Raw genomic sequence first — 21,945 nt, 5'->3', positions numbered from 1 at the left:
CCGAGCTTGATGAGATCGCTGCGCGACTGAATGGACGCCCTCGGCAAACGCTGGGATGGCGGACTCCGGCAGAAAAATTGCAGGAATTCATCGCGTCAGCTTGATGCGCTCACCACTTGAGACCGCCAGTCCCAGCGCATCGCGTCATCCGACCAGGTGTAGGAGGCGAGCACGACGCCTCCCCTCGACCCCTCGACCAGAGAAGGGAAGTAGGTGAAGCGATTGGGGCTGTCGGAGACGCATCCGCCGCCGGTGAAGCCGCGTGGGCCCTGTTCCCAGAAGCGGTTCTTGAATTCCAGCAGCACCTTGGTCGCCGAGTCATAGTGCAGTTCGGTGATGGCCCGCCGCTTCGGATAGGACAAGGCGGGCTCGAATTCACAGAACCGTACCGCGGAAAACGGCGCGGTAATGATCGCGTAGTCTCCCTCGAACGTCTCACGCGGAGGTTGCGGGCGGCCATCGCAGGAATCCTCCCTCCCGGACTCCGCCGTGGTCTCGATCCGCACGCCGCTTCCCGTCTGGATGAGCTTGGTCATTCGCCGGTTGAACCGGATGACACCGCTCAGCGATTGCGTGAGTTTGTCGGTCAGCGACGCCGTGCCGCCTTCGAGTTCCCAGTACCGGGAGCTCGGGTTGATGATCGCGCGGTCCATCAGCGTCGGAAACAGCGAGTAGTGCAGCCGCGAGGTCATGTTTTCCAGCGTGCCCGCGGCCTGAACGCGCGCCAGGTCCCATCCCGCGTATTCCACCAGATACCGATGGGTGGAGTAGTTGTCGAACTTCTTGATGACCTTGGCCCAGGCGGCGATCTGGTCGTTGATCTTCAGATCCGACCCCACGGTGGCCCGGGCGAGTGCCTTGTCCACCGCCGCCGACATGGTGGTGGTCACCGACGTACCGAAGGAGCGGTTGACCGCTCCGGGTGAACCGGCGTAACCGCCTCGCGTCACCTGCATCCCGTTGACCTGGATATAACTGCGGGTGGTCGGCTTCGGCGCGACGAACTGCGTGGGCTTGCCATTGCTCCACGTCTCGCCGGTGAAGGCCTTGTAGACGACGGGAGGAACCGATCCCACCGGACGAGCGCCGGGCGCCACGTCCGCGTTGTAGAACAGATGGCGCTTGACCGCGAGTTTGTCGGCGAGCGCCAGGACCAGGGGGTGGGAATCCGGCAGTCGCATGGCCCCCGCCTCGGCGTGCAGCGACTTGTCGCTGAACACTCCGCGAAAGGTCTTGATACGCCCCCCGGTCCGGTTGGCATTCGCCTCGATAATGGTGACCTCGTGACCGGCTCCCTTCAGCAGGGTCGCGGCGGTCAGTCCGGCGATGCCCGCGCCCACGATGATAATTTTCTTCGGGCTGGTCGTCCTGGTCAGACCGTGGTCGATGAGAATATTCAGATATCTGAGTTTGAGGTCCTCACCATTTTCGCCCACCAGCAGGAGCTTTCGGGCCAGGTCCTGGCTGGTGTTCGTCACACGGTCGTCGGCCCTGGCAACCGACAGGGCGCCGAGCCCCGAAGCGGAGGTGACCGTACCGGCAGTGAAAGCCGCGGCAGCGCCGATGAAACCGCGGCGCCCGAGCGAGTTATCCGTTTCAGACTTCACGGCCAATACATTAAATGGCAGGCGGTGGCATGTCACTAGAATGGATCTTTATGGCAAGAAATAGAACCTTGCGTCCATGGCATGTCATCCGATTGTCATTCTGCCAGTTCGACTTTTTCCTCCGGTGCGAACCGAACCAGACCGGTGTGGAAATGCAAGCAGAAACGATATCGGCGGGATCAACGCTGTGTCGTTCGGCCCCGTCCGACGGTTCCCGACGGTCGCCGGGCTTTCGAATTCCCGTTGCCGTGCACACTCCGATTTTCCGGAACCATCCGGACCGGTGTCGGCGGGAACAGCGATTTTGAGCCGCGCGACGGCGCGTCTCGTGGTTGGCCGCCGGCGGTAGCACGCGATCGGCCGCAGTGCGCACTCATCGGCGACTGGGACGTGGCCAATCGCCGCCTCGTGGGCTTTCTGGACCCCGGCAGCGGCTGGCAGCGATTCGCGGCGACCAACACCTGCCGGCGGCTTTTCGACGGCGCCACGGCGCTGAGGGGCCTGGCTGCTGTGGGCCCGCGTCCGCGACCGCGAACTCAATAGCGGGCCGAGCTGGTGAGCAGCATCGGCCACACCGGGAGCTCGACGCCGTCCGCGGTCGCCCCGCCGAAGTCGAGCATGGGCCCGGGTCCGGTGTTGATGGCGGCGGGGAAGTCGAGCGACGGTGTCGACGGCAGGCGTTCACCGCTGACCCGCTGTTGGGGCGGGTCATATGGTCGGGGTCTGGCCGGGCTCTCCGACGCCATTTCCCTCCACACCAGCCTGGCCCGACGGTCCGACCTGCCCGTTGCGCCGGCTGAAGACGGGCAGCGCCCGCACCAGGTCGGGGGGAAGGGCGAGGCCCTGGTCGGAGGACGGGTTGACCGCCAGCCACAGGTCGTCCTCCGGCCAATTCGCGGCCAGGTCGACGACGGGGATGCGGAGCGCGGTGCCGCGGTCTCCCCCGGCCGCCAGCAGCGCGTCCTCGGTCGTGAAGACGGGGACGTACCGATTACCGTCCTGTTCGATCACCGGCAGGGCGATAGCGCCCTCGGGACGCTCCTCCTCGCCCTCGGCCGGCGGTGCCTGCGGCAGCAGGGCCACGCTGTTCGCGAGATCGATCAGGGTGGCCTGGGTGTCCGCCGCCTCCGCCGCGGACTGGGTTTCCTCGGTGGAAGGCGCTTCGGTCGGGGGCGCGTGTTCGTCGGGAGCCGAGGTGCTCATGGCTTGTCCTCTCGTCGGCGTTGCTCACCGGCCACCCGCTCGATGCGGGTGGGCATGGGTTGCCGCAGTCGCCGCCGGATGCCGCCCAGCGGCACGGGGCCGGGGCAAGCGTGGCAATACCACCAAGGCTATGCCGCCCGATTGTTCTGTGGGACGTTCTCGATCAGGGAATCAGTGGTGATCGCGGCCGATCCTCCGTCCCGGGACAACGGCTGAACCGCTCTGGCTCACCTCCCCCGGACGGCGGCCTCACGAATGGATCGGCCTGGTCCGGCGACTCCTCTCGCGGACAGACGGACCGGCGAGTCGTGCGGTACGGCGCGTCGGAAGCCCGGGCCGGCCGTCGTAGGGCGGACGATCGGGGAAACGTCATCCGTACGCAGGAGGGATTCATCGTGGCCACCACGCGCAATGCTCACACCGAGTGGGAAGGCGAACTACTCAAGGGCCTCGGGGAGGTCACGCTCGACTCCTCGGGAGTCGGCCACTTCCCCGTGACCTGGGCTTCTCGCGCCGAGGAGCCCAACGGGAGGACCAGCCCCGAGGAGCTGATCGCCGCTGCCCACTCCAGCTGCTTCTCGATGGCTCTGGCGAACACTCTCACCAGGGCCGGAACCCCACCGACGCTGCTCACGGCGAAGGCCGCGGTCACCTTCCAGCCGGGCACCGGCATCACCGGAATCCACCTCACGGTGCAGGGCCAGGTGCCGGGTGTCGACGAGGCCGCCTTCAAGGCGGCGGCCGAGGACGCGAAGGTCAATTGCCCGGTGAGCCAGGCCCTCACGGGCACGACGATCACGCTCACCTCCGCCCTGTCCTGACACCGCGAACGCGACACCACGCCCCCTCTTCGCTCCGGCAGGAGGGGGCATCCCCGCCCTCGGTGGCCGCAGCGTTCCTGCGCGGCGAAATCGATGCGGGTGGCCCATGCCCTGCCTGACCACCGACAGGACGCCGGGCTGACGCACCGTCTTGTACGGCTTGAGCGCGTCGACGCGATCGTCGGCATCGGCCACCCGCTGGCCGACGTCACGGGGTCAGGGACCCATGTGCGCGTCGATGCCGAGCAGTTCCCGGAAAGCCCGACCGCCTTCCGCGGTGACCCTGAGCGCCCGGCCGGAGCCGATCCGCTCCACCCAGCGCTGGTCGAAGGCCCGCTTGCACAGCGCCGCTCCGACCGCGCCGGCCAGGTGGGTACGGCGCTCCGTCCAGTCCAGGCAGCTGCGGACCACCGGCCTGAGGTCGGCTGGAGGCGGTCGGTGAGGGTCGTCGTGCACCGCTCCAGCAGGTTCGCGGGCGGCCCTGATCTGGGGTGAAGTGATCGGTGGAGGGGCTTCCGGACGCCGGTGAACGCCAGTGAATACCAAAACTGAGACCATAGGCAGGGTCACACCTTCTTGACGACGATCCTGGCCGGGAGCAGTTTCTCCAGGTCGTCCACGTCCGAGGTGAAGACGGTGACCTGCCCCTTCTGCTGTCGGGCGATGACGGCGAGCACGGCGTCGATCGCGTATTTGTGGCCGTGCAGTTTGATGTCGGCCAGGAGCCGGCGGGCTTGTCGGGCCTCGTCCTTCCCGATGTCGGCGACTTTGAGGCGGGAGAGCACCCAGTCCCAGCGTTGCTCGGTGGTCCTGCCGTCGTATGCCTCCACCAGCGTCATCGGGGACGTCACCACCTCGGCTTCGCCCCGGGCCGCGAGGTCGAGCCGGGCGATCATCATCCGGTCGCCGCGCACGGCCAGGGACAGGGCTTCGCAGTCGAGTACGAAGATCCGCAGCGGTCGGTGCTCACCGCTTCGCTTCGTCACGCGGCCTCTCCAGCGCGGCTCTTCCTGGCGGCGCGGCGGCGGTCGTGTTCGGCGTCGAGGTCGTCCAGTTCCTCCAGCGCCGCCGTGCGCTCGTCCTCGGTGACCGGGCCGTGTTCCTCCTCCAGCCAATCGACCAGTTCCTGCAGCCGGTCCCGGTCGCGCTTGAAACGCAGCGCTTCGGCGACGTACGCAGACAAGCCCCGCTCGGCCGCCTCCGCACGGATTTCGTCAAGGAGATCCTCGGGGATCGTCACGGTTACTTTCTTGGTCGCCATACAGATGACCATACTCCGGGTGTCGATCTCCTTACCAGTATTTCGGGGCACTCCCGCTGTGTCCGCCCGGTGGTGATCGCCCACCCGGATTGGGAGACCCGTGGCACGGCCAGGTGACTCTCTTTTCATGGCCTCGTGAAGTGCAACGGCCGCGCGTTGGCCTCATCCAGTGGCGGATTGCAGTGAGAAGACGTGCCGCCCCGGTGCGGCCACCGTCGAGGCAGTCGCGGGTGTCCTGGACGGCGCTGGCTTCCACCCGAGCGAAGCCATCGCCGCTTTCGCTTGGCCGATGCTGCTCCAGGCGGGCGGCCTCGCCCAGCTCACCGGCGGCCGGCTGGCGCTGACGGAACCAGCAGGTACTCGCCTTGTACCGCCTCGCAGGCCAGAGGCTCGCCGTTGAACGTGTACCATCGAAGGTACAGGTGTTATGGTTGGTACATGTCTATGAAGCGAACGAATGTCTACGCCGATCCTGAGGATCTCGCGATCATCAAGGAAGCGGCCGCGCGTCGCGGCATCAGCGAAGCTGAGATCATCCGCCAGGGTATTCATCTCGCTGCCATGGCTAACCGGGTTTGGGATGAGCCGCTGTTCTCCCGCACTTTCGAGGGGTCCGGTCGTACTCAGACGAAGGAGGACGTGCGGAACGCAGTGGCTGACGCCGTCCAGCGGGAGAGTCGGCCTGGAACCGCCGCGTGATCATCATCGTTGCGGACACCTCGGGTCTGCTGGCTGCGCTCGACTCTGCGCACCCGGAACATCAGGCGGCCAACGAGGCGATCATGGCTGCCGGTCTTCTCGTCATGTCCCCCTTGCTGCTTGCGGAGATCGACCACGTTGCCACGCGTGAACTGGGTCGTGAGGCTGCGGTGAGTGCGATCGACGACATCCGGCGCTGGATGCGGCTCAGTCGAATCGTCGTACCGGAGATCACCGAGGGGCACCTGGCGACCGCGCAGTCCGTAAGAGGCCGGTACGCCGCGCTCAACCTCGACCTGGCCGACGCGGTGAACGTCGCCCTGGCATCGGAATACGGCACCGACGCCGTCCTCACCCTCGACCGCCGGGACTTCCGCGCCGTACGCCCCCTCGGCCGCCACAAGTCCTTCCGCGTCCTGCCCGACGACTTTCCGCTCTGAAGTTCCTCAGCCACCCGGCGGCACCGCCCACCGCCGCACCCGGTCCGTGCGCCGCGGCGCGGTGTCGGAGACGACGGGCGGAACGGCGGATGCAGACATGATCAGGCTGTCCTTCCTGGGCGACGGCAGATCGCGGCCGCGCTTGGCGTGCCGCGACAACGTGTGCCAGGAACGGTATGAGCGGGCATACCACCGGCACTTCACCCCACGGTGGACAGATTCTTGTAGCTCCTGCGGGGGACAAGTCGAGCGGGCCGGGCCACTCCCCGGCGACGGCAGGCCCATGCGGTAGGCGAACCACCCGGTAGGCGGCCAGCGCCGCGTCACCGGGCAGCGGCCGCGATATAAATGCAACCAAAACCGCAACCAGAGCACGCCGAAGTACCGAACCGCGATCACGGTCCGGCACTTCGTTTCGCCTGGTCGGGCGGGTGCGGGGATACGAGATTCGAACTCGTGAGGGTTGCCCCCCACGCGCTTTCCAAGTCTCCGTCCGGGGGTTCGGGTGTATCGGGGGGCGTCTGACCCGCGGCGGAGCGGCCTGCCGGTCGAGCTGTGGACAGTGCTGAACGAAGGTGAATGCAGCCAAAAACTGCAACCAAGGGGTGGCCGGGCCGGTGAGGCCGAATTCCTACTTGTTTGATAAAGTTGGATTCATGGATGAGGTTCCGTACAGCGTTGGCGAGGGGCCCGCGACCAGGGTGAGCCTGTCGCTTCCCGAGGGGACGGCGGAGGCGATCCGCCGTCGGGTCGGCAAGAGGGAGTTCTCCGCTTTCATCACGGAGGCGGTGGAGCGCGAGCTGCGGGGCCAGATCCTGGACGAGTACCTGGCTGACTACGAAAGCCGCAAGGGGCCGATCTCCGGACCGGAGCAGCAGCGGGCCAGCCAGATCTTCGACGAGGTGTTTGCCGAGGAGGGCGAGTGGCCCGCCGCAAGCTGAGCCATGAAGGCACTCTGGTTCTTGACTGCGAGGGCTTGTCGAAGCTCGTTGGTGATCACGAGCCGGTCGTCGCCTTGGTGGCCGAAGCCCGTAAGAGGGGCATGGAGGCGGTGATCAGTGCGCTGACCATCATTGAGGCTGCGCATCGCCGTACTGACAAGGCGCGGCTCGCCTGGGTGCTGTCGGGCGTGCGGATTGTGCCCGTCGGTGACGAGGAGGCCAAGGCAGCCTCCGCCCTGCTGATCAATGCCGGGCTGCACGGTCACAAGTACGCCATCGACGCCGCTGTTGCCGAGATGGCGCTGCGGCAACGGCGGCCCGTCGTGCTGCTCACCTCCGACGTCGACGACATGACAAAGCTCTGCGGTGACCGAGTGCGCCTTGTGTCCGTATAACCGAGGCGCAGAGCGAGTTGAGTCGGGGGCATCTCTTCGCCCGTCGGCTATGGGCACGGGTTCTGGTAGGGAATCCCGGGCGCCGGTTCGTTAACGACGTCGGCCCGGACAGCATGGCTGTTCGGGCCGACGGCATGGCGATCACGAAGACCAGCAGGCCGCCGCCCCACATCTGAGCCAGTTCGATGCGGGACTGGGCGGTCATGAGCACGGAGTTCGCTCGTACGCCGCTGGACGGACCGCTGACGCCGCGGCGAGCTGTGTGTCAGGGACTCGGGAGGTGCGGGGGTGTCGTCGAGCTACTGGTGAGTGAGGGTGAAGTCCCGGGTGACAGTGGCTCCCTTCTTGAGTTTCACACTGGTCGCGACCGGCTGGTAGCCATCGGCGGAGACGCCGAAGGTCAGCGGCTTGTCGGGGACGAGCAGTGACAGGGTGTAGTGGCCGACGGCGTCGGTGGTGAGGGTGTAGGACCTCGTTTGGCCGGTGATCTGGACAGTGGCGCCGGCCAGCGGCACGGCGCCGCCGTCAGCGGTGGCGCCGTAGAGCGTTCCGGTGACTGTGCCCCAGTTCTTCGGTGGCGAGACGTGCAGCGTCACCGGGGCTGCCGGCAGAAGGTAGGGGGTGTTGGTGCCGAATTCGAGTTGGGCGCTGTAGTCGCCCGGCTGGGTGATCTGCGGGACCCCTGAATCCAGGGTGACCGTGACGGTCGCGCTCGCGCCGGGCCGCAGGGTCAGTTGCTTGGTGCTCTCGCTCAGCCAGGGGATGTCGGCGGTGGGGTCCACGCTGTATCCCGGGAGGTTCTCCACGACCGTGCTGGGGGTGACGCCGCCGGTGGCGCCGCCGACCTTGTAGAAGCCGAGCGCGCCGCCGCCCCGGTAGGTCGCGGTGTTGGCGTTCGGGAGTGTGCTCCAGGCGCCGGTCTGCGGGTCGTAGGCGAAGCCCTGGTTGGTGAGGGCGTTCCCGCTGACGCCGCTGGAGATCATCAGGAGGCCATTGGCGGAGGCGTAGGCCGATGCCCACAGCGCGACGGGCATGTCGGGCAGCTGGGACCAGGTGTTGGCTGCCGGGTCGTAGACGTATGCGTGCTTGTTTTCGCCGCTGGTGTCGTTGGTGCCGCCGGCGCAGTAGACCTTTCCTTCGATGCCGGCGCAGGACGACCAGGAGACGGGCTCCGGGTAGGAAGCGATCTGGCTCCAGCTGTCGGAGGCCGGGTCGTACACGCTGGCGTCGGTGACGCCGCAGCCGCTGGCGCAGCCGCCGATCAGGTAGAGCTTGCCGTCGAGCACGGCGCTGCCCGCTCCCGCGTACGGCTTGGGCTCGGGGGCGCCGGTGGTCCAGGTGTTGGAGACGGGGTCGTAGATCTCCAGTTTGGGATCGGTTGTGCCGTCAGGTCCCCAGCCGCCCGCGGCGTAGAGCTTGCCGTTGATGAAGCCGTGCCCGGGGGCCTGCCGGGGGTCCGCCGCGCTGGCCAGCTTGGTCCAGGTGCCGGCGACCGGGTCCAAGGCGTAGAGATCGCTGCTGCTGGTGTCGCCGCCGAAGGAAAGTCCGGCGTCACCGAAGGCCGAGTAGACCTTGCCGCGGTAGCTGTCGGACACATTGTCCATCCGGACCTGCGGCAGGTTGGGAGCGCTCTGCCAGGCGTCACTGGAGGGGGCGGCGGACGGCTTGGCGGCGGTTGGGGCCGCCTGCGGCTGGGACCCCACGAACCCCAGTGGGTAGTCTCCCTTGATTCGCTGCAGCGGGGCGCCCTGGGCCGAGCTGGGCTGCAGGCCGCCGGACTGCTCGCCTATCTTGAGCGTGGCGGGTGCGCTGCCGGTGTTCTTGACCTTCAGCTTCCGGGTCGCCTGCCTGCCCCAGCCGACCGACGCGTCGAGCGAGCCCGGGGTGATCTCCAGTCGTCCGGTCCTGAGCTTGTAGGAGGCTGAGGTGGTGCTGTCAGCTGCCACGTTCACCTTTTCGGACAGAGCGGTGTAGTCGCTCTTGACCGCGGTGAAGCTGTGCTTGCCCGTTCCAGGGGCGAACAGGGAGTAGAAGCCGTCCCCGAGGTTCGGGTCCTCCGGGGTGGCGACTGCCGTCGCGTGCACCGTGGGGTCGTATCGGTCGGTGACGGTGGCGTCGACCGCGCCCTTGCCGGTGTTGGCGTCCGTCACCGTACCGACGACCATGCCGCCCGGCGTGGGCGAGTAGTCGCGTTGCCCGACGAAAACGTTGTCAATTCCCCAGTACCAGCTCCAGAGGGAGGTGTAGCGGAAGCGCAGCTGTACGGCCGGCTTGCCGGCGAAGTCGGTGAGCGGGACCTCGACCTTGTCCGGTCCGGCGTAGTAGCCGGCGTTCACGCTCGGCGACCAGACACTCGTCCAGGTGGCGCCGCCGTCGTCGCTGGCGTCCACCCCGAGCGTCTGCCTGTAGGGGTTGAGCGTGTACATGGTGTCGAAGGCGAGTTCCGGGGAGGTCTTCCCGGTGAAGTCGTACACCGGGCTGACCAGCTGGGTGTCCGTGTGCCCCTGCGTTCCGGCCTGGTGGCTGTCGACGCTGGCGAACGCTCCGTCGCCGCCCGTGTGGTTGCCGTACGCACCCGGGTCGTCGAACTCCCAGCCGTTGGTGGTGCCCGCCGCGTTGGTGACGGTCCAGCCCTGCGGCGCGGAGGTGGTGGAGTCGAAGGTCTCAGTGGAGCCCGTCAGATGGACGGCGTAGCCGGGGGCCGTGGCAACCCAGGGGTCGGCGGTCATGGCGAGGTCGACGGACTGCGGCGCGGCGCCGATGTGGAGGGTCTTGGTGACCGCGGTGTAGCCGGGCGAGACCGCGGCGACGTGCAGCGTGAAATCCTGGTTCTGCGGCAGCGTCACCCGGTAGGCGCCGGTGGCCGGGTCGGTCCACACGGAACTGGGATCGCCGTCGACGGTGATCTTGGCGTAGAGCGGCCATCCGTGGCCTGAGCCGTCCGTGACTTTGCCCGAGACGGTCTGGCTGGGGACCTGCGTGAGAGGGAAGTTCCGGGTGAGAGCCGCGCCGTCGGCAATGGTCACACCCTTCGCGGTGCCGGTCGCGTAGCCGAACGCATCGACGGTGACGTCGTAACTGCCGACCGGGAGGGTGAGTGAGTAGCTGCCCTGAGCGTCGGCGTGCGCGACGTCGGTTCCGGCGGTGACGGTGGCGCCGGGGATCGGCTTGCCGGTGGCGCTGTCGGTGACGGTACCGGACAGCTTGCCGTGCGGGCCGGTGCGGAAAGCCTGCAGGCCGTCCGGGGTGCCGAGGCCGGTGGGGCCGTCGTAGCCGGCGGTGCCGGTGCACAGGTAGGCGGGAGTGCAACTGCCGTTGCTGCCCTGGGTGACGTCGTGGAGCCCGGTCCCCGCCGCGTAGGGGTAGGAGTTGGGGTACGTGCCCGCGACGGGTGTGCCCGCGTCGGCGTACACGCCCGCGATGATCGGGGACGAGACGCTGGTGCCGCCGTAGACCGCCCATCCGCTGTTGCCGTAGGTCTGGTAGACCGCCACGCCGGTGGCCGGGTCGGCGACGGCGGAGACGTCGGCTACCGCGCGGTTGCCGCAGCCGGTATCCATTTGGAAGGCCGGCTTGGGCTCGTAGAGGGAGCAGCCGGATCCGGCGCCGGACCACGCCGACTCCGACCATCCGGCGGTGCTGCTCTGGTCGCGGACCAGGGCGGTGCCGCCGACGGAGGTGACGTATTGCGAGGCCGCCGGATAGGCCACGCCGTAGGCGGAGTCGCCGGAGGACGCCACGACCGCGACGCCCGGGTGGTTGTAGTAGGCGTCGAGCGCGGTCGTCTCCGAGGGGTCCTCGCCGCTGCCGGGCGTGGTGTTATAGCCGGTGCCGTAGGAGTTGGAGACGAACTTGGCGCCGAGTGCGACGGCCTCGTCGACGCTAGCGCCGAGGGCTTCGGAGCTCGAATCGTCGCCCTCGACGAGCAGGATGTGGGCGTTGGGCGCGGCCGCGGAGACCATGTCCAGGTCGAGTGATATCTCGCCGGCCCAACCGGTGTCAGCCGCCGGGTAGTTGGTGCCGCCTCGCTGGTCGACCTTGCTGAAGCAGCCGTTGGCGGTGGTGCAGGGCGTCAGGCCGTACTGCTGTCGGTAGACGGCCAGGTCCGCTTCGGCCGTCGGGTTGTCGTAGGCGTCGACGATTGCGATGGTCTGGCCCGCGCCGCCGTCGGCGGGCAGGTTGTAGGCGCTCTGCAGATCGGCCGGCCCGTATCCGCTCGGAAGGGCCGTGGCGGCCCGCAGGCCCGGGACCGGCTTGACGTCGGTGCGGCGGAGGGCGAAGCAGCTGAACTCGCCCTTCTTAGGGGCGGCACAGGCGGATGTGTAGGGGATGGGACCGTTTCCGGCGACGGTGCCGGCCCCGGCAGCGGGCGCCGCGGTGGCACCCGCTGCCTGGACCGGTGCCTGGATGCCCAGGACCGCCAGCGCGGCGGCGACGAGCACGGCGGAGCCGCGGGATATCCTTCGCCGGACCGCGGAACCTGTTCTGTCTGAGGTGCGCAACGCGCGACTCCTATGCGTTCTTGCAGAGGTCGCCCTACGCGTCGGGGGCGACGGTGAATGTTGTACATTCACCGAGAGTCCATTAGGCAGATTGTGTTGAGTGTGTGTCAATGCACTGTGGGTTACACGCACATGATGCCATGTGACCTTCCGGGACAAATGCACTTGGGAAGCAGCTTTCCCTGCCACCGGGGTCTGTTTCGTAATATGGGAAAAGTCGCCGTTCGGCATATGTCGGATTTGCCGCCCGGGAGATTGCGGGATTCAATTGGGGTGCGAAATCAGATATTTTTTGGTCGGCTCGACGCGGAACCGTCGACACGCCGGGACGCCGTCGGCGACGACGCCACGCCGGACGAGACGACCGCTCCTGCCTCTCGTTGCGGTGATGGGTGGCCCCCGCAGGCAGCTTCGGCGTCCTCACATACGGCGGCCACTTCCTGGGCGTCAGCCCAGGCCACCTATCCCCGCGGGAACCCAGCCGGCAATTCTTGTCACGGAACTTGACGCGTATGGCGTCGACGGCGCGCACGCCTGACGTCGTGTTGACCGGTGGTCGCATAAGAGCAAGGAATGCGCGTGGAGTTCGCCCCGAATGCGGCGTCGGAGATCCAGCACTGACGTGGAGAGGATGCCGAGCAGCGCGTTCAGGCCCTTGACCTTGCTGTATCCGTAGCCGACGCTCTGCTTGGCGTAGCCGTGGGTGCGGCGGATGGTGTCATCGATGTCCACGTAGGCGACCTGGTCCGCGCCGGGCAGTGGTCCGTCGCCGTTCCATCTGGACAGCCGACTGCTCACGCGGCTCCACTCGGCGGCTATGTCTGACCGGCCGCCCGGACCCGCCCAGCGTGTGGATGTGCCCATGCCAGCCCCCTCGGCTTGATGGCGTCCCCTTGCTATGGGAGCAGGAAGGCAAGCGCACAGATAGAACGCGACTCGGCCACTTCCGTGGCCAACGGGTCTGGACGCTGGCGAATGAGACGGAAACTGAGACGGCGCCAGTGTCGTGGCCGGTGGCGGCCAAGGGGGTGGCTCAGAAGAGGTCCCTGAGCCCGATGGCTCCGGGGCCTCGCGCAGCTCCGACCGCACAAGTGTCGGCGGTCTCTCAACCAAAAGATCGTCGACAAGCTGAGGAAGTCATGTGTGGACGATGTGAAAGCTGTGACGTTTGTGAGACCGTCAGCGCTGTTCGTATGGAGTTCGAAACGCGACCCCTCACGCGTCTGCCTTCGACAGCGCGCTCCAGTGTCCGGGTGCCTTTCCCCTTATCGTTCAGAGAGAGCTCTATGCGCCTCAAGCAGGTCTCGCTCACGGCGGCGATATCCGTCCTCGCCGGGCTGACCACCGCAACCGTCTGCCTCAGCAGCGCTAATGCCTGGGCCGACAGCACGGCGGCACTGCCGCTGTCCCACTACTCGCACATGCTGGTGGACCCTATTCACCAGCACATCTTCTTCAGCAGTGGTGCCGGGAACAGCACCGTCCTGGTGACAGACTTCAACGGCACCGCGGTCGCCACTATCGACAACGAGCCCGGGGCGACCGGGCTGACTCTGTCCCCGGACGGCAGCGCCGTCTACGCAGCGCTCTACAACGGCGACGCCATCTCCTCCATCGACACCACATCGTTGACGGAGGCCCACCGCTACAGCACCGGTGCCGGCAGCAATCCCCGGAGCGTCGCCTACGCAAGCGGCAAGGTCTGGTTCGGCTACGGTGGATCCGCTCAGGGCAACATCGGTTCCATCGACACCAGCACCGACCCGGCGGCGGTCACCCTGAACACCGTCGGCGGTTCCTCCTGGTACAGCGCGCCGCTGCTGGCGGCCGACCCCACAGCCCCCGGCGTGCTCCTGGCCGCCGACCAGGACACCAGTCCCCCCTATCTGGAGCGCTACGACGTCTCCTCGGGAAGCCCGGTCTCCGGCGTACGAAGACGGCTGGAGAGCTCGTCCAACGTGAGCGACATGCAGATCACGCCGGACGGCTCGGACGTGGTGCTGGCAACCGGGGCGCCGTACTACCACCAGGTCTTCAAGCTCAGTGATCTCTCGGAGAACGGCACCTACTCCAGCACGGCCTACCCGAATTCCGTGGCCATAGCGCCGGACGGCACCGTCGCTGCAGGCAGCTATGCGTCGTACGACAAGGACATCTACATCTACGGGGCCCACACGTCGACCCCGATCAACACATACGACTTCGGGAACGCCACCCTGGCCACAGCCGGGCTCGCCTGGGACCCGGACGGAAGCAAGCTCTTCGCCGTCACGACCGACGTCTACGGGGCCAACCCCACCCTGCATGTCCTGTCGAACCCGGCGGCGGCCGCCTCCACGCTCACCCTCACCGGGCCGACCACGGGTGTCCCGAGTCGGCAGCTCACTTTGAACGGAGCGCTGGCCTCGGCTGCCGCGGTTCCTGCCGGGCAACACGTCCAGGTGAGCCGGGTTGACCCGGTGAACCCGAGCGGCATCGCCCTGCCGGACGCGGTCACCGACACCAACGGTGCATTCACCGTCACGGACACCCCGACAACTGCGGGGGAGACCAGCTACCGGGTCTCCTACGCGGGCGATTCAAAGCACCTGGCCGCAACCGCCTCGTACACCGTCAAGGTGGCCAAGCTGGCTACCGCGATGACCCTCACCGCCCCGGCCACCTCGGGCCGAACGGCCGCGCTCACCGTCACCGGCACGCTGAACAGCGGACCGTACCCTTCCGGCCAGACGGTTCAGATCACCAAGAAGGACCTCGCCCACACCTCCGGCTACAGTCTCGGTGCTGCCACCGTGGGTACCGACGGCAGTTTCACCGTCCACGACACCCCGCAGATCGGCGGCGCGAACACCTACACCGTGAGCTACCCGGGCGACGACGCCCACCAGGCTGCCACCGCGTCCGCTACCGTCCAGGTCTCCCGTACTGCCACGCCCCTGTCGCTCACCACCAACGCCTCCTCGTACGCCTACGGCGCGACCGCCACGGTCACCTCGCACCTGGGGACGACCTATAACGGCCGTACCGTCTCGATCTACGCCCAGCCCTACGGCGGCAAGAAGGCCCTGATCAAGACCGGTACGGTGGACAGCCGCGGCAACCTGGTGGCGAGCTACAAGCTCACCCGCAACACCACATTCACGGCGTCCTTCGCCGGCGACTACCGCTACGCCCCCGCTACGGCCACCCGGACCGCCTACGACCACGTCAAGGTGACCGAGTCGCTCAGCGGTTACTACACCAGCACCTACTACGGCAGCACCCTCTACCGGGTCTACCACCACACCGCCGCGGAACAAGTGAACGCCGCCGTCACTCCCAACAAGGCCGGCCAGTGCCTGATGTTCCGGGTGCAGCAGTACTACAGCAGCGCCTGGCACACGCGGACGACCTCCCCCTGCTATGCCCTCAGCTCCACCAGCACAGGCGCCGCCAAGCTGACCCTCAGCAACGCGATCAACGGCAAGTTCCGGATGGCCGCCGAGTACGTCCACAGCAGCAAGGACAACACCAACCTCAGCACCTGGGGCTCGTGGCAATACTTCACCGTCAAGCAGTGAACGGGACGCCCCCGGCCCCGTCAGACAGCCCCAGCTTTCGGGCAGCAGCCGCGGTCTCCCCGATGAGTTGGTCAAGTTGCTCCGGAAGCACAAGGAAGTGCAGGACCAGGAGCGCGCGGAAGCGGGGGAGGGGTGGCAGGACAAGGGGTACGTGTTCGCGAAGCCGGACGGCGAACCGCTCATCCCGAACACCGACTACCACCACTGGAAGAAGTTGCTGAGCGATGCCGGCGTACGTGATGGGCGGCTGCACGACGCACGGCACACCACAGGGACGGTTCTCCTCCTACTGGGAGTTCCGGACCGGATCGTTGATTCCATCATGGGATGGGAGCCGGGCGGGGCGGCCCGCATGCGGGCGCGGTACATGCACGTGACCGACCCCATGCTGAAGAGGGTGGCGAAGCAGGTGGGCCAAGCCCTGTGGGGCGCTCGGGAGAGTGAACCCGGGACGGCCGACGACAACCCCGAGCGAGGGCTCACCGAGGTCAAACGAGACGGAAACTGAGACGGAAGACCACGGAAGCCCCGACCGGGATCCGGTCGGGGCTTCCGTTTGCCCAGCTGGGCGGGTGCGGAGGATACGAGATTCGAGCTCGTGAGGGGTTGCCCCCAACACGCTTTCCAAATGTTCGCCCGGCTGTCCGGAGGGGTTCGCCACCGTCCTGACCTGCGGCGCATCCGCCCGTAGACCGACCGCCGGACCCCGTTGAACCGGGGTGGATGCAACTGGAACTGTAACTACACGGCCGCTTCCACACGGTGCCTGACCTGCGGTGTGATTGGTCGTCGACGGCGGCTTTGCGGGAGCGGCGTTCCCGGGATGGCGATGTCTGATAATGCTCAGCGGTTGCTGTGGTGTTCGGGGTGGCCGTCCGGTTCAGCCGTTTGTGATCTCTCACGCATCGGGGTGCGAGCAGTCTGATTCAGGGAGGTGAGGACCCGTAGCTTCTCATCGCTCTCGCTGCCCTGGTCGGGGTAGTAGAGGACGAGGAGCAGATCGCCGACGGGGAGCTTGTCTCGGTGCAGGCATAGCTCGCCGACGACGGGATGGTTCACGGTGGTGGTGCCGCCCTCCAGGCTGCGGATGTCATGGCGCGCCCAGAGGGCTCGGAACCGCTCGCTTGACAGGGCGAGCTCGCCCACCAGTTCCACGAATCGCGGGTCGTTGATGTCGTCGCCGATGGACTCTCTGAAAGCGGCAATAAATCCTTCCGTGGAGCGCGTCCAGTCCTGTTGGAACGCCTGCTCCTCAGGATCCAGGAGCAGTGATCGCAGACGGTTGTACCCCGGCTGAAGGCGCGGAGAGAGCGCGACTGCGAGCTGGTTGGATGCAAGCACATCGAACGCGCGCCCTTCCACGAACGCGGGAATCTGCACGCTTGCGAGCAGCTGGTGCAACCGTGCGGGCACGCGTTCAGGCTTCCGTCGCCGCTGCGGCCTGCGGCGCGAGGCGGCCAGGCTGAGGAGGTGATCCTGCTCGACCTCGTCAAGCTGCAGGACCCGCGCGAGCGATTCGAGGACCTGGAGCGAGGGGTTGTTGTCGCGGCCGCGCTCTAGCCGCAGGTAGTAGTCGGCGCTGATGCCGGCGAGCAGGGCCACTTCCTCACGCCGCAGCCCGGGAACGCGACGATTCGCACCTGCGGGAATCCCGGCCTGCTCCGGAGTGACCAGCGCTCGCCGGGCACGGAGATAACTGCCGAGCCGGTTGGCGCGATCATCGTCACTCATAGTCAACATCGTAGCCCCGGCCCTGTCATCGAAGGGGGGCCCTGAGAGGACCACGGAAGATGGGGGCACTGCCTCGGGCCGGGGGAACAGGTCAAGACTGAAGGGGTCGCCCCACATCGATCGCGCCCGCAGCCTTGTCGCTGTCGGCGCCCTGAGCTCGGAGCAGCCCATGGACATCAGCAACCGCACCGTCTTCATCGCCGGCGCCACCTCGGGAATCGGTCTCGAACTCGCTCGACGTTTCGCCGCGGCCGGCAGCACCGTCATCGTCGGCGGCCGACGAACCGGCTTGCTCGCCCAGATCGCAGCCGAGGGGCTGGCCACCGTTCAGATCGACGTGACCGACCAGGACAGCATCGACCGTGCCCGCGACACGATCCTGCACACCCACCCGAACCTCGACACGATCGTGACGATGTCCGGGATCGGGATCCCCGAGGACCTCCGCGATCACGCGCACTTCAGCGCCGCGGAAAAGACGATCGACATCAACCTCCTGGGCACCATCCGCGTCATCGACGCATTCACCCCCCACCTGATCGCACGCGGCACCGGTACCATCATCACGGTCACCTCAGGCATCGGGTTCCTGCCCTTCCCGGTCATGCCCACCTACGCCGCCTCCAAGGCCGGCGTGCACGCCTACTCCGAAGCATTGCGCGCGCAACTGGATGGCACTGGCATCGAGGTCGCCGAGCTCGTCCCCCCGGCTGTCGCCACCACACCGGAGCACGCACAGCGCAACCCCCGCGCGCTCGGACTGGCCGAATTCGCCACCGAGGTGATGGACCTCCTCCAGACCAACCCCACTCCGCACGAGATCCTGGTGCAGGGCGTGCTGATGCACCGGTGGGCTGAACGCGACGGCACCTACGCCGAGTTGGTCGCCCAGCGGTCGCAGGCACTCGCGATGCTCCCGAGCCGTCAGTGAGCACGACGGCCGCTCACGACACGCCCACCCAGGACCGCTGACCTCGGCAAGGTAATACCACCGGACTCGGTCGTCGCCCTTGTCGCGCGATGCGGCACGGCAATGTCGTCCGGCCCCACGTGTCCTAAACACGTGGGGCCAGCGTCGTCGAGAGGTCGACCAAGTCGCTCGCACTTACCATCGGCCGTGGTCGGACTCTCGCGGTGTGCACCGCACCCGGTGAGCGGCCGGTGGTGGGCTGCCTGGGGATGGCCGGTGCCCCGGAGTGGGCGGCGGCCGACCCTCCCCCGGACTCCGTCCGGGGGTACCCCCATCTCGCTTCGCTCGGCAAACGTCGCCGGCCCCGAGGTGATGGGGTCCGGCTCCCTGACCGCCTACGTACCGAGGTACTACTCGGCCTTCGACCACCCGCCGCTGTCGATCGGCGTGGAGCAGGCACAGGGGATTGCGCACGGCGCGGTCGCCTACGCCCGGTCCCAGGGTTTCGAGCCCGCAGCTGGTTTCGCCGACGCCGCCGTGCACCTGGGCACCCCGCCCGGGGACCTGCCCGCCATCGGTTTCGGCCGGGACGGCAAGCCGTTCTACTTCGGCGGCCCCTACGACGACCCGCGCATGGTGGTCCGGACCCTGGAGCGCACCTGCGGCCCTGGCAACTACTACTACGTCGCGCAGCTGTAGAAGGGGGACGGGAGCGGCACGAGGCATGGGATACGGACAGTGACACTGGTCGAACGGCGGCGGGAGCACACCGACGCTCCGCAGGTCCGGCACACCGAGCACGAGGCGCAGGTCAATCTGGTGGCCGTGCTACGCCTGTGCGCCATGGGCAAACTGCGGTGCAGCGAGAAGACCCGCCGCCCCGGCGCCGCCACCGTCGAGGCAGTCGCGGGTGTCCTGGACGGCGGTGACTTCCACCCGAGCGAAGCCATCGCTGCCTTCGCCTGGCCAATGCTGCTCCAGGCAGGCGGCCTCGCCCAGCTGACCAGCGGCCGGCCGGCGCTGACCTCGCGCGGGCAAACCGCATTGGGTGCGGATCTTTTGAGGGTCTGGCCCACCTGCGATTTCGTACGGATCGAGTCCGTGCGCCGCCACTGAGCCGTCGCGGCCGACCTTCCCGCCTGTGCCCCGCGGCACCCCGTTCGGCCGCATCGGCGCAGTACAGCCGGGCTGCTGAATCAAGAAACCCGCAGGTCACGCTCGTGCAAGACACCCTCAAAAGATCTGCACCCAACGGCATTCGCAGGTGTTGGCAATGCTCCGGTATCGATTGTCCTGACGTGTTTGGCGTTGCGCCACGGGGTTGTAACAGGCGCTGACGTGGGCTGTTGTCCATGCGAAAGTCGTTGCTGCCGCCGGTAGTTGCTTCCGTCCGGGGGCGAAGCTGGGCCTGGGTGCGAGCGGGTTGGTCACTTCGAGTCGATCCTTCCCAGCGGGTCGCTGGTCGCGGTCAGGGTTCGACGGGCGGCAGGCCACGCGTCGTTGTCGAGGCCCAGCGCGGTACGCAGATACGCCAGGGTGGCGTGCTGGACGACCGCGACGCGCTCGGGGCTTTCGTCTGTGGTCCGCGTGTCGTTGGAACCCTGGATGCCGCCGAGTCCGTGTTCCGCGCCGAACAGGGTCAGCAGATCGGTGGCGCCCGAGCTGAGGCGATAGCCATCGGTGAACCAGTCCGGACCGCGCACCGTCAGCGGGGACTGGTCGTGGTCGCCGGCGACGATCAGACTCGGCGTCTTCAGCTCGGCGAAATCAGGGCTCATGAACGGGAAGTACTGGGCGGCGAGCGGGCTCAGGTCGGCGCCGCCGGTTCCGGGCAGGCAGAGCAGTACCGCCGCCCTGACTCGCGAGTCGCTCATGCTCTCACCAGGTGTGCCGTCGGCGTCGACGACCCGTGCGCCCGCGAGGGTGCTGGCGGTCTGTGCGCCCCAGGAGTGTCCGGCGACCGCGATGCGGTCCTGGTCGATGCGGCCGGCTAGCCCGGGTACGCCGTCTTCGATGGCGTCGAGTTGGTCGAGGACCCCGGTCAGGTCGTCGGTGCGGATACGCCAGATGGGCGGGGTGCGCGGGTCGTCAGGGAGCAGGCCCAGCGAGTCGAGATGGGTGGGCTGGATGACGACGAACCCGCGGGCGGCCCAGAAGTCGACCAGTGGTGCGTAGTCGTCCATGGTCAGGGTCATGCCGTGCGAGAAGACGACGACGGGCAGGTTGTGGCCAGTCGTCGGCGCTGTGACCCGTACCTGCAGGTCCTGGCCGCGGTCCGGGGCGGCCAGTGCGACCGGCCTGACAGAGATGACCGGGGTGGTGGAGTCGTTGCCGCCGTCGGCGGGCGTGGTGTCGCTCACGAGGTGAATGCCTTTCTCGGAGGGGCCCAGCGGCCCGTGCTGCGCGGCGTCTGGCATCATTGCAATACGGAGTGTCGCTCCGCATTACGATACGGAGCATTGCTCCGCTTTGCAAGTGGGAGGTGCTCACGATGTCCACGGCCAATACGCCGCCAGCCCCTGCCAGTCGCAAGAGATCCGACGTCCGCCGAAATGAGCAGATACTGCTGGACGCCGCCGCGGCCGTGTTCATCCGTGCGGGAGTCCACGCTCCCGTGCGGGAGATCGCCGCCGAATCGGGCCTCGGCATGGGCACCATCTACCGCCACTTCCCCACCCGGGCGGACTTGGTGGTCGCCGTCTTCAGACACCAGCTCGACGCGCTCTCCGCTGCCGCTCACATTCCCCCTGCTGCCGACACGCCGTATGAGGTCTTGCGGGTATGGGTTAACCGGTTTGCCGATTTCCTGGTCACCAAGCACGGCCTGGCCGAGGCGCTGCACTCGGACCAAGCCGGGTTCGAGAGCCTGCACGCCGAGTTCGTCGAGCGCCTGCTGCCCGTGCTCGACCAGCTGTTGAAAGCGTCCGCCGCCGCTGGCTACACACGCGCGGACATACGGGCCTACGACTTCATGCTCGGCATCGGCAACCTGTGCATCGGAGTTGAGACCTTCCCCGACTACCAGGCTCGTCGCATGATCGACCTGCTGCTCGATGGCCTTGCGCAGCCCGCCCCGGCACCGACGGACAGTGAGCCCAAATAGCTCCCGCAGCCGAACGCACGGTGGACCAAGGACAAGGCTGGAGCCACTCTGGCCGCCACAACCGGCTTTTGCCCCCACCCCGGCCGTCAGCCCCGCCACGGCGAAGCGTCCCTGACGCCGCTGCCCACGACATCGACCGGTTGTGGCGGATCTACCTCCGCCAATTCGATATCGAACACACGTTCCGCTCCTGGAAGCAGACCCTTGGCCTGACCCGGCCCCGCCTGCGCCGCCCCGGACAAGCCGACCGATGGACCTGGCTCATCATCGCCGCCTACACCCAACTACGCCTAGCCCGACCCCTCGCGGACAACCTCCGCAGACCCTGGGAGAAACCCCTCACCTCCGACCAGCTCACCCCTGGCCGCGTCCGACGCGGCTACCCCCGCATCCGCCGGATCCTCAGCACTCCGCCAAACCGCCACGACCTGACCGCCTTCGCGGGCTTCCCCGAGCGGCACTGGAAGAAAATCCAGTCCACCAACCCGCCGGAACGGATCAACCGCGAGATCAAGCGCCGCGTCGACGTCGTCCAGGTCTTCCCCAACGACGACGCCCTCCTGCGGCTGGTCATCGCTGTGCTCTTCGAGATGCACGACGAATGGATCGCCTTCCCCCGCCGCTACCTCCCCGAAGGCAGCATGGAGCAGGTCTACCCCGCCGAGCGCCTCGACCACGCCCCCACGCTACCCAACACCACCAACGCGACGGCCGACTGATCGGCTACACCACGAAGCGGGACATGATCCACCGGGTTGGGGGCTATTCGCGC

The 21,945-nt window shown here is 67.5% G+C and carries 19 protein-coding genes and 4 pseudogenes; 13 read left to right on the top strand and 10 right to left on the bottom strand.

Translation table 11 applies throughout. The annotated features are described in order from the left end of the window. Positions 1–95: 95 nt before the first annotated feature. The 3 genes from FCI23_RS41695 to FCI23_RS41685 form a co-directional block, all read right to left on the bottom strand. A complete protein-coding gene (locus FCI23_RS41695; RefSeq protein ID WP_136729298.1) occupies positions 96–1,607 on the bottom strand; it encodes a flavin monoamine oxidase family protein in 1,512 nt (503 codons plus the stop codon). A gap of 536 nt (positions 1,608–2,143) precedes the next feature. Next, entirely contained in the window at positions 2,144–2,353 is a 210-nt protein-coding gene (locus FCI23_RS41690) for a hypothetical protein (protein WP_136729297.1), read from the bottom strand. After that, positions 2,316–2,810 carry an SseB family protein gene (locus tag FCI23_RS41685; RefSeq protein WP_136729296.1) on the bottom strand — a complete coding sequence of 165 codons (495 nt, stop codon included), beginning with the start codon at positions 2,808–2,810 and terminating at the stop codon, positions 2,316–2,318. The genes FCI23_RS41690 and FCI23_RS41685 overlap by 38 nt, the downstream gene beginning before the upstream one ends. 395 nt (positions 2,811–3,205) lie before the next feature. Between FCI23_RS41685 and FCI23_RS41680 the strand changes: the two genes are divergently transcribed. Continuing rightward, complete coding sequence (locus FCI23_RS41680; protein ID WP_136729295.1) at positions 3,206–3,631, top strand: OsmC family peroxiredoxin; 426 nt, start codon at positions 3,206–3,208, stop codon at positions 3,629–3,631. A gap of 216 nt (positions 3,632–3,847) precedes the next feature. Here the strand turns inward: FCI23_RS41680 and FCI23_RS41670 are convergent. From FCI23_RS41670 to FCI23_RS41660, 3 genes and pseudogenes are all read right to left on the bottom strand, one after another. After that, positions 3,848–4,057 (bottom strand): annotated as a pseudogene (locus FCI23_RS41670) (transcriptional regulator); the annotation flags it as partial. A gap of 140 nt (positions 4,058–4,197) precedes the next feature. Further along, positions 4,198–4,617: a hypothetical protein gene (locus FCI23_RS41665; protein WP_136729294.1), complete on the bottom strand. Its 420-nt coding sequence runs from the start codon at positions 4,615–4,617 to the stop codon at positions 4,198–4,200. After that, on the bottom strand, positions 4,614–4,892 hold the full coding sequence (locus FCI23_RS41660) for a ribbon-helix-helix domain-containing protein (RefSeq protein ID WP_136729293.1): 279 nt from the start codon (positions 4,890–4,892) through the stop codon (positions 4,614–4,616). The genes FCI23_RS41665 and FCI23_RS41660 overlap by 4 nt, the downstream gene beginning before the upstream one ends. A gap of 438 nt (positions 4,893–5,330) precedes the next feature. Between FCI23_RS41660 and FCI23_RS41650 the strand changes: the two genes are divergently transcribed. From FCI23_RS41650 to FCI23_RS41635, 4 genes are all read left to right on the top strand, one after another. Beyond that, positions 5,331–5,591, top strand: a complete 261-nt coding sequence (locus FCI23_RS41650; RefSeq protein WP_136729291.1) for a ribbon-helix-helix domain-containing protein — start codon at positions 5,331–5,333, stop codon at positions 5,589–5,591. Continuing rightward, positions 5,588–6,031 (top strand): PIN domain-containing protein, encoded by a 444-nt coding sequence (locus tag FCI23_RS41645; RefSeq protein ID WP_136729290.1) that lies wholly within the window; start codon positions 5,588–5,590, stop codon positions 6,029–6,031. The genes FCI23_RS41650 and FCI23_RS41645 overlap by 4 nt, the downstream gene beginning before the upstream one ends. A 656-nt stretch (positions 6,032–6,687) precedes the next feature. Beyond that, positions 6,688–6,972: a hypothetical protein gene (locus FCI23_RS41640; RefSeq protein WP_136729289.1), complete on the top strand. Its 285-nt coding sequence runs from the start codon at positions 6,688–6,690 to the stop codon at positions 6,970–6,972. Beyond that, entirely contained in the window at positions 6,954–7,367 is a 414-nt protein-coding gene (locus FCI23_RS41635; RefSeq protein ID WP_136729288.1) for a DNA-binding protein, read from the top strand. The genes FCI23_RS41640 and FCI23_RS41635 overlap by 19 nt, the downstream gene beginning before the upstream one ends. Positions 7,368–7,666: 299 nt before the next feature. On the opposite strand, the gene FCI23_RS41630 is transcribed toward FCI23_RS41635, so the two are convergent. Continuing rightward, entirely contained in the window at positions 7,667–11,791 is a 4,125-nt protein-coding gene (locus tag FCI23_RS41630) for a carboxypeptidase regulatory-like domain-containing protein (RefSeq protein ID WP_456318866.1), read from the bottom strand. A gap of 525 nt (positions 11,792–12,316) precedes the next feature. Beyond that, on the bottom strand, positions 12,317–12,667 hold the full coding sequence (locus tag FCI23_RS41625) for a hypothetical protein (RefSeq protein WP_136729286.1): 351 nt from the start codon (positions 12,665–12,667) through the stop codon (positions 12,317–12,319). A 488-nt stretch (positions 12,668–13,155) separates the two neighbouring features. On the opposite strand from FCI23_RS41625, the gene FCI23_RS41620 reads away from it, so the two are divergent. Both FCI23_RS41620 and FCI23_RS41615 read left to right on the top strand, forming a co-directional pair. Continuing rightward, a complete protein-coding gene (locus FCI23_RS41620; RefSeq protein ID WP_136729285.1) occupies positions 13,156–15,429 on the top strand; it encodes a WD40 repeat domain-containing protein in 2,274 nt (757 codons plus the stop codon). Between the two features lie 55 nt (positions 15,430–15,484). Further along, a pseudogene (locus FCI23_RS41615) lies at positions 15,485–15,937 on the top strand (tyrosine-type recombinase/integrase); the annotation flags it as partial. Between the two features lie 335 nt (positions 15,938–16,272). Here the strand turns inward: FCI23_RS41615 and FCI23_RS41610 are convergent. After that, positions 16,273–17,160 carry a helix-turn-helix transcriptional regulator gene (locus FCI23_RS41610; RefSeq protein WP_136729283.1) on the bottom strand — a complete coding sequence of 296 codons (888 nt, stop codon included), beginning with the start codon at positions 17,158–17,160 and terminating at the stop codon, positions 16,273–16,275. Between the two features lie 169 nt (positions 17,161–17,329). Here FCI23_RS41610 and FCI23_RS41605 point away from each other — a divergent pair, with 169 nt between their 5' ends. The 3 genes from FCI23_RS41605 to FCI23_RS41595 all read left to right on the top strand — a co-directional run bounded on the left by FCI23_RS41605 (position 17,330) and on the right by FCI23_RS41595 (position 19,186). After that, complete coding sequence (locus FCI23_RS41605; protein ID WP_136729282.1) at positions 17,330–18,091, top strand: SDR family oxidoreductase; 762 nt, start codon at positions 17,330–17,332, stop codon at positions 18,089–18,091. A gap of 351 nt (positions 18,092–18,442) precedes the next feature. Beyond that, positions 18,443–18,769, top strand: coding sequence for a hypothetical protein (locus FCI23_RS41600; RefSeq protein WP_136729281.1), 327 nt, complete (start codon positions 18,443–18,445; stop codon positions 18,767–18,769). 39 nt (positions 18,770–18,808) lie between these two features. Continuing rightward, positions 18,809–19,186 (top strand): hypothetical protein, encoded by a 378-nt coding sequence (locus FCI23_RS41595; protein WP_136729280.1) that lies wholly within the window; start codon positions 18,809–18,811, stop codon positions 19,184–19,186. Between the two features lie 311 nt (positions 19,187–19,497). Here the strand turns inward: FCI23_RS41595 and FCI23_RS41590 are convergent, their stop codons facing one another. Next, positions 19,498–20,430, bottom strand: a complete 933-nt coding sequence (locus FCI23_RS41590; RefSeq protein WP_246144575.1) for an alpha/beta hydrolase family protein — start codon at positions 20,428–20,430, stop codon at positions 19,498–19,500. Between the two features lie 131 nt (positions 20,431–20,561). Here FCI23_RS41590 and FCI23_RS41585 point away from each other — a divergent pair, with 131 nt between their 5' ends. The 3 genes and pseudogenes from FCI23_RS41585 to FCI23_RS41580 all read left to right on the top strand — a co-directional run. After that, positions 20,562–21,173 (top strand): TetR/AcrR family transcriptional regulator, encoded by a 612-nt coding sequence (locus FCI23_RS41585; RefSeq protein WP_136729279.1) that lies wholly within the window; start codon positions 20,562–20,564, stop codon positions 21,171–21,173. A 113-nt stretch (positions 21,174–21,286) separates the two neighbouring features. After that, positions 21,287–21,586: pseudogene (locus FCI23_RS64680) on the top strand (transposase); the annotation flags it as partial. A 12-nt stretch (positions 21,587–21,598) separates the two neighbouring features. Further along, positions 21,599–21,892: pseudogene (locus tag FCI23_RS41580) on the top strand (transposase); the annotation flags it as partial. Between the last annotated feature and the right edge of the window lie 53 nt (positions 21,893–21,945).

Source organism: Actinacidiphila oryziradicis, from assembly GCF_005047355.1.
Lineage (GTDB): Bacteria > Actinomycetota > Actinomycetes > Streptomycetales > Streptomycetaceae > Actinacidiphila > Actinacidiphila oryziradicis.
This window is presented reverse-complemented; position numbering and strand designations above follow the sequence as displayed.